The 11890-nt window shown below is 45.3% G+C and carries 13 protein-coding genes and 1 pseudogene; 4 read left to right on the top strand and 10 right to left on the bottom strand.

Features of this window, described 5'->3' with window-relative positions; translation table 11 throughout:
- The coding region (locus Q8865_04995) for a hypothetical protein (GenBank protein MDP4152786.1) at positions 1–309 on the top strand (309 nt) is incomplete at its 5' end.
- Between the two features lie 81 nt (positions 310–390).
- Here the strand turns inward: Q8865_04995 and Q8865_04990 are convergent.
- From Q8865_04990 to Q8865_04955, 8 genes and pseudogenes are all read right to left on the bottom strand, one after another.
- Entirely contained in the window at positions 391–1650 is a 1260-nt protein-coding gene (locus Q8865_04990) for an ABC transporter permease subunit (protein MDP4152785.1), read from the bottom strand.
- A 12-nt stretch (positions 1651–1662) separates the two neighbouring features.
- On the bottom strand, positions 1663–2901 hold the full coding sequence (locus Q8865_04985) for a hypothetical protein (protein MDP4152784.1): 1239 nt from the start codon (positions 2899–2901) through the stop codon (positions 1663–1665).
- Positions 2901–3767, bottom strand: coding sequence for an ABC transporter ATP-binding protein (locus Q8865_04980; GenBank protein ID MDP4152783.1), 867 nt, complete (start codon positions 3765–3767; stop codon positions 2901–2903). The genes Q8865_04985 and Q8865_04980 overlap by 1 nt, the downstream gene beginning before the upstream one ends.
- On the bottom strand, positions 3758–4510 hold the full coding sequence (locus tag Q8865_04975) for a hypothetical protein (GenBank protein MDP4152782.1): 753 nt from the start codon (positions 4508–4510) through the stop codon (positions 3758–3760). The genes Q8865_04980 and Q8865_04975 overlap by 10 nt, the downstream gene beginning before the upstream one ends.
- The gene (locus Q8865_04970) at positions 4497–4994 is read right to left on the bottom strand and encodes an RNA polymerase sigma factor (protein ID MDP4152781.1); all 498 of its coding nucleotides are present in this window, start codon (positions 4992–4994) and stop codon (positions 4497–4499) included. The genes Q8865_04975 and Q8865_04970 overlap by 14 nt, the downstream gene beginning before the upstream one ends.
- A 123-nt stretch (positions 4995–5117) precedes the next feature.
- Positions 5118–5255, bottom strand: coding sequence for a hypothetical protein (locus Q8865_04965; protein ID MDP4152780.1), 138 nt, complete (start codon positions 5253–5255; stop codon positions 5118–5120).
- Between the two features lie 224 nt (positions 5256–5479).
- A pseudogene (locus tag Q8865_04960) lies at positions 5480–6001 on the bottom strand (recombinase family protein).
- An 86-nt stretch (positions 6002–6087) separates the two neighbouring features.
- Positions 6088–7614 (bottom strand): hypothetical protein, encoded by a 1527-nt coding sequence (locus Q8865_04955; protein ID MDP4152779.1) that lies wholly within the window; start codon positions 7612–7614, stop codon positions 6088–6090.
- A 528-nt stretch (positions 7615–8142) separates the two neighbouring features.
- Between Q8865_04955 and Q8865_04950 the strand changes: the two genes are divergently transcribed.
- Positions 8143–8526, top strand: coding sequence for a hypothetical protein (locus Q8865_04950; protein ID MDP4152778.1), 384 nt, complete (start codon positions 8143–8145; stop codon positions 8524–8526).
- Positions 8527–8558: 32 nt separating this feature from the next.
- On the opposite strand, the gene Q8865_04945 is transcribed toward Q8865_04950, so the two are convergent.
- Entirely contained in the window at positions 8559–9314 is a 756-nt protein-coding gene (locus tag Q8865_04945) for a hypothetical protein (protein MDP4152777.1), read from the bottom strand.
- 471 nt (positions 9315–9785) lie between these two features.
- On the opposite strand from Q8865_04945, the gene Q8865_04940 reads away from it, so the two are divergent.
- Entirely contained in the window at positions 9786–10127 is a 342-nt protein-coding gene (locus Q8865_04940) for a hypothetical protein (GenBank protein MDP4152776.1), read from the top strand.
- 113 nt (positions 10128–10240) lie between these two features.
- A complete protein-coding gene (locus Q8865_04935; protein MDP4152775.1) occupies positions 10241–10978 on the top strand; it encodes a hypothetical protein in 738 nt (245 codons plus the stop codon).
- Positions 10979–11054: 76 nt separating this feature from the next.
- Here the strand turns inward: Q8865_04935 and Q8865_04930 are convergent, their stop codons facing one another.
- On the bottom strand, positions 11055–11876 hold the full coding sequence (locus tag Q8865_04930; GenBank protein ID MDP4152774.1) for an oxidoreductase: 822 nt from the start codon (positions 11874–11876) through the stop codon (positions 11055–11057).
- Between the last annotated feature and the right edge of the window lie 14 nt (positions 11877–11890).

Here is an 11890-nt window from a genome sequence, read left to right as displayed (position 1 = left end):
TATTTGTCCATAATTCGTGATCTTTACGATAACAGCATCGTCGCTCACAAAACAGGCACGGAGCAAACGATTAATCTTGTGCTTAATACAATCCAAGTAGCCAAAGAAAAAGAATCGGTCACCGCAGAGTTACAGCTCCACAGTGACCAAGGGTTTCAATACACCCTTTCGAGAAGCCTCCGATTATTTTTTCCAAAACTGGCACTATGTAAATCGGACAATTGCAATATTTTGAAATTATTAAATGATGGCGGTATTTTCTCTGACGTCGCTGTATTAGTTACTTGTAAAAAATTTTTATCAAGATAAACCGAGCATCACATAAAAAACCATCAGTAATAAGCAATATGGGCTTCCTTTTCATTTCCACAAATATCAATCTGTTTCCACTTAATTTTTCACCTGATGTCGTTTGAAGCTATAATAAGTGCCGAATATCATGAACACAGACAACGTAGCGGTCACAACTGCAACTGCAATCGAAAGCATAACGACTTTTCCACAAATATAAAACGCCTCAAAGGTTTTGAACTGGTCTGAGCCGATAAGCACTTTTGCTGGATGGAACATCAAAATTTTACTGATGGCATCTCCGGAAAAAATATCAAGATGCAATGCAGGTAATAAGATAATAACTACTCCTACAATAAGCGATACAAAAGCGTTTTTGCATCGGGATGAGATGAATAGCACCGCTGAGGTTAAAAACAGAAGACCCAAAAAGCTCATTGCAGATACCGATAGATAACTTGTAAGCCATGTAAAGGCGTAAGGGCTTGGATTGACCGACCAATTCTGCACAAAAGCTGTCGCCCCCTCAATTCCGAACAGTGAAAATACCAGTATGGCGTTGAAAACTTGTATCAGCAGCCAGATGGATATTGCAATAATAAATCCCGTCATTATTTTTGCTTTGATCAGCTTATTCTTTCCATACTTGGAGCACAGCAAAAGTGAATCGGTCCTTTTTGCGTATTCGGATGAAAACAGGGGCGTCAATACGATAAGAAGGAACACCGCAACGGTAAATGGAAGCACCGTCTGCATGGCTTGGAGTCTGGACCAGCCCCAGTCATAGTCGAAATACGCCTGATATCCGCTGCTCAGGTAGCCGTACATTGCTTCCGCTTTAGCTGCCAGAGCCTCGCCCTTTTCGCCACTGTAGGCCGAACGGTAATTCTCAGCCACCTGCTTGCCGGTTGTGTCGGCATCTTGATAAAAACCGGACGCGCTTGAGGGCTCCTCCAGACAGTCAAACTCGCGGCTCGACAGTACTTCCTGTTTCACAAAGCGAGCGACATTGTCAGTAGAATTGATGGCATCTTCCGACAGTCCTTCGTTAAGCAGCTCCTGTGTTATTTTCTCGCGTTCCTCTGCGCTGACCTGATTAGCAGGGTTACTCAGTATCGCGCTCTCCGTATCTTTTACACGCTGTATCCATGCATCATTGATGACTCCGGCGAACACGGATTGCTCCTTCTGAAGCTGCTTTACTTTTTCCCTGTTATATTGCAAGCCGTAAGTTGGCTCGCCAGAAAATGTCCCCAAAAATATTGAGAGAATATCTACAAGCAGGATGGCGGCAAATGCTATAAGCACTACCGGCTTACGGATGCTTTTATGTAGCTCAAACCTTATAATTTCTTTCAAGTAATTCACTCCTTAATTCTCTACCTGATGCCGTTCAAATGCTCGGCACGCGAAAGGTATCAACAGCCCGGATACCGCAACGGCAACTACAGGCACGGTTGCCTGCATTAAAATTGCGTGACCGAAAACGTAATATGCCTTAAAAAAAGCAAAATGATTGGCGGCGATTAGGGTATTGGCAGGGGCAAAGGCGAGTATTTCACTCATAAACGCACCGAGTTGAGAAATATTCCCGATAACGGGTGACAGCAGGACCACGCCGCAAATGAGCAGCGTAATAAACGGCCTCCTTGTCTTTGCGGAAACGAACAAAATCACCGCCGTGAAAATGACTATGCCCGTTAAGCTCATGCCGCATACGGCAAGATAATTGGACAGTTCCGTATAGGGGAAGGGACAAGTATTGTACTGCCAGTCCTGCACAAAGGTTTGCGTTCCCTCCAAGCCGAAAACACTGCCTGCGAGAATGAGATTGATAAGCAGTATTAAAAGCCATACCCCCGCCGCCAGCAGAAAGGATGCTGCGATTTTAGCCCCGATCAGTTTGCTTCTGCCATACTTTGCAGACAACAGCAGACTGTCGGTTTTCTGATTGTATTCCCCCGAAAAAACAGAGGACAGTGCTATGAGCAAAAACAGTCCCACTGTAAGCGGCAAGATGCGCTGCATATCAATCAGCTTGCTCCAGCCCAGGCAACAATCGTAATACGCAGTATAGTCCTCCGCAAGATACCCATACATATTTTCAGCTTTTTGCGCAAGGACCTCACCCTTTTCTCCCTGATACTTTGCACGGTAATATTCACCGAGCGATGTGGATAGGGCTTTGACATTGCTGTAAAATCTGGAAGAGTATTCAGCGCCTTCCAGTACCACATAGGGCAAGCCGCTTTTGATTTCTGGTTTCAGAAACGCCGAATTCGGCAGGCTGTCCACATATTCTCGCGTATATCCGCGTTCCATATATTCCTTACGGACGGCTTCTTTTTCATCCTCGGACATCAGATTTTTGGGGTTCTCCGTAATCGCAGTGATTTTTTTCTCTATCTCATCCGTCCAGTTCTGATCTATCTTGCCGGCATATTTCGTCTGCTCTGCCCTCAGTGCCATTATTTCATCGTGCGAAACAAAATCCCCGGTTCTGTCCGTAAAGATGGACAGGCAGTTTATCGCAAGAGTCAGTATAAGGATTGCCAGAGATATCGGACGCAATATCATCTTTTTTAGTTCAAACCAAATGATGCGCCTCATTATGCTTCCTCTTTAAAATGATAAAGGTATAGATCCTCCAGATTGGGCGAGACAATTACCGCATTTTCGCATGGTTGCGTTGCTGATACAATGCGAAGCTCCACTTTATCGCCGTTATGTTTTAAGTTACTGATTACGAACCGTTCGCTGTAGCTCTCCGCTTCATCAGATGAAACTTCGCAGTTCCATACAAACCGACTGATGCTGTCGCAGATATGGTCTGCGTGATCCTGCTGGGAAAGCTGCCCGTGCTTCATAATCATGATTTCATCGGCAATATACTCCACATCTGAAACAATATGAGTGGACAGCAATACAATTTTCCCTGTAGAATGGTCACTTATGATGTTACGGAACTTTGCGCGCTCTTTCGGATCAAGTCCGGCAGTGGGTTCGTCAAGAATCAAAATCTTCGGATCGTTGATGAGAGATTGCGCAATACCCAGCCGCTGGCGCATGCCTCCGGAATAGGTCTTGATTTTCTTCTTTCGGACATCGTACAGTCCAACCTTTTCAAGAAGCTCCCCGCATCGCTCTTTCGCGGTCAATTTTGATAAGCCCTTCAATGAGGATAAATACATCATAAAATCCCATGCGGTGAAGTCTGGATAATACCCGAAATTCTGTGGCAGATAGCCAAGCAGCTCCCGGTAACCTTCGCCCAAATCTTTGATGCTGACACCGTCGAGCGAAACCTCTCCCGATGTTGGCCTCAGAAGGCCGCACATCATCCGCATCAGCGTCGTTTTACCCGAACCGTTGGCACCAAGCAAGCCATAAACGCCTTCGGTAAAAGTAGCAGAAAAACGGTCAACAGCCAGCTTGCTCCCATATTTTTTCGTAAGTGACTGAATAGTTAATTCCATTGCAGGTATTCCTCCCTCTCTGTCTGTGAACGCATAAATCGGCAAAGCTCCGCGAGCAGCCACAGCGCCGTACTCAAAAATAAAATGCTCCATGCAATTTCGCCGATTGCGGCAAAGAAGCTCAGTTCTGTGATGACCTTCATCATAACGACCGAACAAAGGGAAACGGCCATCGCGATGAAAGAAGAATGCACCTTAAAAAGATCAAAAACGAGCAGATTCAATCCGTTAACAATGTTGAACGGCACCAACCCGTATAGGATGACCTGCGTAAATGTCATACCATATCGGGCTGAAACGATGCCGGTTACAATAGTAATTGCCACAAGGTTGGCACAACCTATCACAATAAACCTTGCCAATAAGACCTTCGACGCGCTGTTCTTACAAACGTTTTCAAGCTCAGACATATCGTAGATAACGCTTTTAATAAGCTCCGGCGCGGCAAATAAAGCCAGCAGCGGCGTTATGGTAAATAAAATCTGCCGTACTTCTAAATATGGGTTCATCAGATTCACAGACAGTATCACCATTAAGAGAATGGTAAGTAACTGTGTGACCCAAAGCAGCGGAGAAATGAATTTGAGTTGTTCTAAAACCAAGCTCATACGAGGCGTCTTACTGCGCCTCAGTCTGTAAAGTTCATTTTGCCCCATCAGCACCGTTTGTGAAATGTCGCTCTCCCTCGCTGGGGAAACCGTAAACTGTGACAGTATTTTGTTCAAATAGTCATTGTTTTTCAAAGTAATCCTCCTTCTGAAAGGATTTTTTTAGCTTGTCCATACCTTGCTTTAAACGTGACTTTGCAGTCGGCACACCGACACCCGTAATTTTTGCGATATCCTTTGCCTTTAGGCCGTGATAATAATAAAGAATAATCGCGTCTTTTTGAGTGTCGGAGAGTGCGTCAAGCTCGTGCCGGATCATTTCTGCCTGCTCAGAATCCAAGACCTTTTCCAATGGTGCCGGATGTCCGTCAGATTCCTGCAAGCAATCGATATCCTCACAGGACCGATGCGGCTTTTTCGCATAATCATTGCAGGTATTGACCGCGATTGTAAAAAGAAAACTTGTGAACTTGCCAGTAAAACGATAGGCGTAAATTGTTTTGACCAGTTTAAGAAAAACCTCCTGTGTCAGGTCGGCGGCAGCATCGTATCCGATTCGCCTGACGCAATAGCTGTAGATATTTTGGTAGTGTTTTTGCACCAGAATGTCAAAAGCCATCTTATCGCCATTCAGTATCCGGCGTATTAATACATGATCCTCGATTGCTTCCGCCTCCTCTCCAGAATAAGTTTACAACATCACGGCAAGTAGTTGCGTTAAATGTCAGATACATCGGTTATATTATACCGCTCTGTCCCGTGATTGCCGATTGCCCCTGTGGCAATTACACTTATTATCACCCTTTTCAGGAAGGCTGGCAAGGTGCAAACCCGCTTCAGATGTACCTAGTTTTGCCGCCAATGATTTTCGTTCGCGCATAAATTTAACTCCTTTGTGTAGAGAACAACGATATTTGGTCCCTCCCCCTTTCATTGTTGAAACGATCTCCATATATATAAACGATGTTAAACGCAAAAAGGATTTAATTTGATATGATATTTTTCTTTAGTTGTAAGAGTGCCAGTGCATCTAGCCGGAAATAAAAGGCGTGTTAACTGTGGAACAACGGGGACACTTTTATCAAGCGTCCCCGCTGCATCGGCCCACAGGTAGCCGTAAATAACCGTGCCGGTCAGATGCTTGCCGGTCATGCCCTTAGATTTGAAAACGGATTTAATTTTACGGCTGGTATCGCGCAAGAAAAACTCGTTCATGATGTTCCGGAAGGGGGTAAAATCGTCATCGTTTCGGGCACTGTCAACGCCGTCATTGACGGCAATCAGCCGGACGTTTTTCTGCCGCAGAATCTCCATGATCTGGCCAACTTTGAGATAATCACGCCCCAAGCGGCTCATGTCCTTTACGATGACAGCCTCTACATGCCCTGCTTCAACTTCCTCCATCATGGCAGTAAAGCCAGGGCGGTCGAACCGGGTGCCGCTTATGCCGTCGTCGGTGAAATGGGTCAGGCGCGGAAAGCCGTTCCGCCGGGCGTAGTCCTCCAGCATTTGCTTCTGGTGAGATATGCTGTTGCTTTCGCCTTGCAGCTCATCGTCACGGGATAGCCGTTCGTATAGTGGAGTGATTCTACGTTGCTCATGTTCTCGCCCTCCTGTGTGTAAAATGCTCTAAGTGTTCACTAACCATGAGAAAAATCATGATTAAGAAGTCACTTAGAGCATATAACACCCGAAACTAAAAAATATTCTTTTTATAGCATCGAAACTTTCGTAAAATCAGTTTCTTCAAGTTCCCTCATCATCTTCAACACTTCCCTGTCCCCCATTGGCATGACAGCATCGCTGATCACAGCAAAAGCCGAATAGCACAAGGCAACGGCGGGCACCGCGGCTAAAAAGCCGTACAAACCTATACTGATCTGCGGGAAAATCACAGAATTGACCATCATGTGGAATTTGTACATCGGCATCTCCGGAAACGTTCCGAAATACATTAGTGCAGGCATGGTGTTTCCGTATGTCCAGCCGGTCATAAACATCGTCACTCCAAGCCAGATCTGCCACATCCTCCTTTTCGAGATGAAACCCGACCTGCGGCGGATAGTATAGACCGTCCAGACAGAAAGTGCGGAAAAAGAAGCCGAACCGAGCGCAGTGCCGATGTTGTTTTTTGAGAGCAGAAAGTCGCTGAAAAAGTAATGCTGACTGGCAAAAATGGTGACAGCCGTGAGCAGAATAGTCCCGATTTTCCGTGACAGACCGTTTCCCAGTGCAAATTTACTCAGAAATACTGCAAGTGCGGCGGCGGCGCTTGCCGGAATGGCGGAAACGAACAGCCATTTCAGGATATTAAAAAATTCCGGCAGTTTATAAATTAGGTAGAGGCGGTGCCCGCTTACAATATAGGGAACAAAGTATATGACGGAAAGTATAATAAACGCTGTGAGACCTCCAAGCATTTTGGATCTTATGCTAACGAACTCTATCATCGTTTTCTCTGTAATAAACAGATCCTTGAGGATATGGCTTATCGGAACAAACATCACAGCGATGAATAAAAGCCGCATAAGAAGCAGTGCGACATTCATTTTTATATCGTCTTTGTTAAAGACATTCAGTACGTTCATATAGCAGAACAGGGTGCTGGTCAAGTCGTTCTTAAGCAGTATAGACATAGAAAGAAAATCGGGCAGCGGCAGAACAAACACTGTCATAAACGAGAGGCAAGCGGCCTTGAGCGGTAAAAAGCGGTCTACTTTTCTGTTCACCATACCGAGAACGTGTATCAAAACTACGGGTATGACGCTGTAGCGCATAGCAAGGATAAAAAGGCACGCGTCCCTTCCATGCTTCATCAGCAAATCAGTTTTGCCCCCGGCGGCGCTTATCCACCATGCGCCGTATACGTCAGAGGGCAGTAACAGCGTTAGTATAAAGAAAACTGTCAAAATACCCCTTAGTTTTGAATATTTCGGCATCAGTGTCATAATCTTCCCTAGCAACAGCACAATGACGCCGCCGAAAAACGCAAGTTCACAAAGCTCCGTCACGGTGCTTAATAAAAGGCCCCAAAACCATGACTCGCTTAGAAACCTGGTATTCGAAAGGAAATTTTCCCAAAAAGTCCGGTGAGAATCTGAAAAATTCTCGTCAGTGATACCTTTAACAAAATCGAAAATGGATAATGCAAAGCAAGCCGCAAAAGCGATGAGCAATCCAATATTCGCCATAACAGCTGGACTGATTCTCCGGCGTTTTCTAATATTAAATTGTTTCATATCGACCATCCTTAAATAACGAAAAAGTGTTATGCTTTTAAAAAGCTTGCGCTGATTTAAGGCTGGATTTTCAGTAATCTTTCACGATGCATTCGGGAAAACCCGTTATTCAACTCCGATCATTTATATATCTGTTTAGGGTGGGAAGCCCCGTGTTCCCGTTTTAAATTCCTTTCTTTTTAATGAGGATCGCCTGGGCGCTCAGCCCCACTTTCTGGTTTCACCCCTTTTCTAAAGGATTCACCGCTTCCATTCATACTTACTGCTATTATGATACGTTTCAATCCTCTGGTTTCCTGACTGAAACTCCTCAAAACGTATTTCACCTTTGAAGCTTGTCCACTTCGTGTGAACACTGTCACCGCTAAAACCTTACTGGAATTTTTAAATTACAAAGAATTTTACTTTATCTCTTGATTTATTTATAATTGAATTCTATCATAGAACTTGCAAAACTTAAACAGCTTTGTATATTTTTAACTATTATACTAAAATTGTATATATTTTTCAAGAGAAAAGAGTAAAAAAATGGAAAAATGTTTATACTGCGGCAAATCAATTGAAACACCACATACCGCCACAGCGGGCAAAAAGAATGAGCCCATCACCTGCTGCTGCGAAACCTGCGTAAAGAAGGCGCAGCGATTCTACAGATATGTCGATTTCACTTTACCGTTTTTCTGGCTCGGCGTCATCGCGTCGATATGCCTTATAGTGTATACCGCTTTTACCACGCCCAACCTGATGTACGTTTGGGGAGGGCTTTCTCTTCTGGGGCTTACCGCCCTGCTCTTCCCGTTTGCGACGCCTGAAACCTTCTCGATGCTGGGCATAAAGAAAGCAGCCATTATCACAAGGATTCTAGGCGCGGCTATCATGATAGCCGGAGCCATTTTGATGTTTAATGCTTAATAGTTTCGATAAACAAAAAAGCAGGTTATTTTTTAATAGCTTTTTATCCGTTTATACAAAAGCGTCGTTACGCAGACTGAAAATGTCGAAATGAAACTAGTATATATAAATCCGATCGATTTTTTAATTATATCGCTGACTATTGAACTGCCGATGCCAAAATGTATAAGCGGAATAAGTGCAACCACGCTGGATAAGGCGCCAAGCAGAACAGCAAACGCAAGCGAAATTCCCGGGTTATCAAGCACAACTATGCTGCTTTTCCAAAAGGGGCTCAGCTCAATATTGTCAAGAGCGATAGTTGCCGGAAAATACATGAAGATGAATAAATCAAAAAACATCACCAATATCGCGAGCCAGAATATAAGCATTCCGAATATTCCGTGGAACAATTCGCCCAGGATGATAGGCACTAAGACAGTTGCAAGAACAAATAATGAAAACATCAATAAATTTTTGACAGACCGCCAAAAGCGTTCAGACACCTTATGTAAAAGCTCTCTAGATCCTATCTGCGCCCCTTCGTCCAGCCGGTCTGCCGCAATAGCTGCAGCAACAGGGATTATAAAGGAAGCGACGTACTCCAAAGCATTAAATATAAATTTCAGCATGTTTTTTAAAAACGTCTCCGAAGCAAGGACATTGTCCGCAAAAATGCCTATAAGGTATGTAACGAGCGTAAAGAGAAATGACAAGAGAATAAGCGAAAGCATAATTTTGCTTCCACAGACCTTGAACGAATGAGACATCACCCGGGTGAAAACCGTTTCTTTTTTTTCAGCAACCATAATTACTCCTCCCTCTTAAAAGGATTATAAAAATATAATTCCTGTCTTAATAATATATTCAAAATCCCAACCCGCGGACACATTTTCAGTAATATCGTCTGCGGGTATATTTATTTTCTATTCATTTCGAGAGCCGTTCATGCCGCGTATGTGTCCCTGATGCTTGCCGGCGGTGATGATTATATTTAAAATGCTATCCCGGTTACAAACGGAACGGTCTGCTCATAAGATATACAGCAAGCCAAGGTGCATAGCGGCGGATAGTTTGGCTGTGAAAAGGGACATCTTGGCATAATCTCAGTATTTTCCATAACAACCTATTATTTAGAGAATTTATTGTCGATAAAGAGGCGGAAATTATCAACCGCGTCCTGATTTTTCAATTTTTTCTCAGTAAGTGATGTCCAAATTTGTCACACAACAAAAATGTGTTCAATATAATAAAGTAGAAAACAGAAAGGTGTGATTAATTTGGCAAAACCATGCGGATGCAAAGATACTACAGAAGCTGTAGCAGCTGCTGCGGTAGTTGCAGCGGCAACCCCGGCATTATGTCCGGCAACAGTCCATGAGACAGTATGCGTACAGGCAGACGTTACGATAGTTCCTAATGTCGTTGTCGGCGAAGTTTCATCGACCTGCGTAAACGGGCCTATCATCGGTCAATGCTCAGGCGAATTAGTTGATTCCTGCACATTCTCAGTAAGCCAGCAGATCTGCGTACAGGTTCCGTTGACATTCTCAGCTACAGCAACAGCAACGCCCAAAGGTCTTGTTTGCGGTGTTCCTGCTACCGGCAACTGCCCGGTCTAATATACGAATATCAGCAACTGAAATTATTTGATTTACGCTCCATACACTGCTTTTTGGAGCAGTGTATGGAGCTTTTTAAAACTAGAAATGACATTTAGAAGGGTGTGATCCTATTGTCAATACCAAGCTCAGGCGTCACGGACGCTGAGCAAGCTATATCAGCGCTTTCCGCCGTACAGTGTCCGGCGACAGCGCACGAAACAGTCTGCGTACAGGCAGATGTAACGATATCGCCGGATGTGGTTGTCGGAGAAGTTTCGTCCTCCTGCGTAAACGGTCCTGCCATCGGCGGATGCCTTGGATACTTGCAGGACAGCTGCACTTTTTCAGTAAGTCAGCATATCTGCGTTCAAATTCCTCTAACCTTTTCCGCGGAAGCGACCGCAATGCCCAAAGGCATCGTCTGCGGAACCCCGAAAACTGGCGTATGCCAGGGTCCCGGCTGCACCTACACTATCGGTTATTATCAGACCCACATGGATCTCACAGGCGCGCTGCTCACATTGGCGGGAGGCTCGATAACCCTCGGCATAGACAGCCAGGGCACAAGCTTCATCGTAAATTCCGGGAATATAGATCTGGTCTTTAACCGTACCGTAACGTCGCCTCCGGCTCCCGCTTCAAACCCATATAAAGCAGAGTACGCTTCTCTTTACGAACAGCTTCTCGCCGCCAACCTCAACGTATTAAATGGGGCGACCTGTGATTATATTTCAGGCGTCATTGAAAACGCCAATCAGTTCCTCGCGGACTCACCGTCAGGCGTAGGCATGGAAGGCGCACCGTTCTACACTACTGAGCTTACAGCCTATAACGAAGGCAATGGGCCCGGCTGCCCGTCGCACTGCTAAAACAGTCCTTCGAAATTGCCTCACCCTTTTCGTTTATAAAAAACAGGCGCTCTGTGTTTACGAGCGCCTGTCTTTCTTACCCCATGACTTTCTTTATCATCCTGTCATACATACGGTCGCTCAGCACACGCCTCGCAAAAACCGACATCTTCGCGCCATATCCTAAAAGATAGCGGGACTTTGGTCTTGCTGATGTAACCGCCTTTGCGATAGTCGCGGCGATAACTTCCGGCTTTGTGATGCTGTTTCCCATGTACATTTTCTTAAGCCCGTCAGCGGAGCTGTCAGCAGCTGCCGCATAAGCGCCGTTTGCGGAGGCCTTTTTAAGGTTATCCGCTGCGATTATGCCCCAGTCTGTCTTGATTGCGCCCGGCTCTATGATTATCACATCTATCCCAAAGGGGGCAAGCTCGATCCTCAGGCAGTCGGAAAATCCCTCTAAGGCGAATTTGGCGGCGTGATACCATCCACCGAAAGGCGTGTGAACCTTTCCAGCCATTGAAGAGATGTTGACGATTTTTCCAAACCTATTCTTCCGCATAGATGGCAGCACAAGCTGTGTCATTCGGGCAAGCCCGAACAGGTTCACGTCTATCTGCCGGCGAGCCTCCTCCATCGGGACGTCCTCAATGGCGCCGTAGGAACCGTATCCTGCGTTGTTGACAAGCACGTCTATCCTGCCTTCTTTTTGCAGGATTGTGTCGACGCAGGAAACCATCGAAGCCTCGTCCGTCACGTCGAGCGGCAGGGTTTGTATACCTTTTTCAGTAAGCGCCTGCAGTTTCTCCGTCCTGCGCGCGGCGCCGTATACGGTGAAGCCATTTTCTTTTAATTTCAGCGCTGTCTCAAATCCGATGCCGGATGACGCGCCCGTTATCAAAGCAACTCTCATTTTTATATCCTCCAGTCATT

Source organism: Bacillota bacterium, assembly GCA_030705925.1.
In the GTDB taxonomy this organism is placed as follows: Bacteria; Bacillota; Clostridia; order Oscillospirales; family Feifaniaceae; genus JAUZPM01.
Note: the sequence above shows the minus strand (reverse complement) of the source record. Positions and strands in the feature narration are given on the sequence as shown.

Bases quoted from the DNA above. Each gene is read 5' to 3' on its own strand.
- Q8865_04985 (MDP4152784.1), bottom strand. From the start codon at position 2,901: ATGAGGCGCATCATTTGGTTTGAACTAAAAAAGATGATATTGCGTCCG.
- Q8865_04980 (MDP4152783.1), bottom strand. From the start codon at position 3,767: ATGGAATTAACTATTCAGTCACTTACGAAAAAATATGGGAGCAAGCTG.
- Q8865_04970 (MDP4152781.1), bottom strand. From the start codon at position 4,994: ATGGCTTTTGACATTCTGGTGCAAAAACACTACCAAAATATCTACAGC.
- Q8865_04965 (MDP4152780.1), bottom strand. From the start codon at position 5,255: ATGCGCGAACGAAAATCATTGGCGGCAAAACTAGGTACATCTGAAGCG.
- Q8865_04955 (MDP4152779.1), bottom strand. From the start codon at position 7,614: ATGAAACAATTTAATATTAGAAAACGCCGGAGAATCAGTCCAGCTGTT.
- Q8865_04950 (MDP4152778.1), top strand. From the start codon at position 8,143: ATGGAAAAATGTTTATACTGCGGCAAATCAATTGAAACACCACATACC.
- Q8865_04945 (MDP4152777.1), bottom strand. From the start codon at position 9,314: ATGGTTGCTGAAAAAAAAGAAACGGTTTTCACCCGGGTGATGTCTCAT.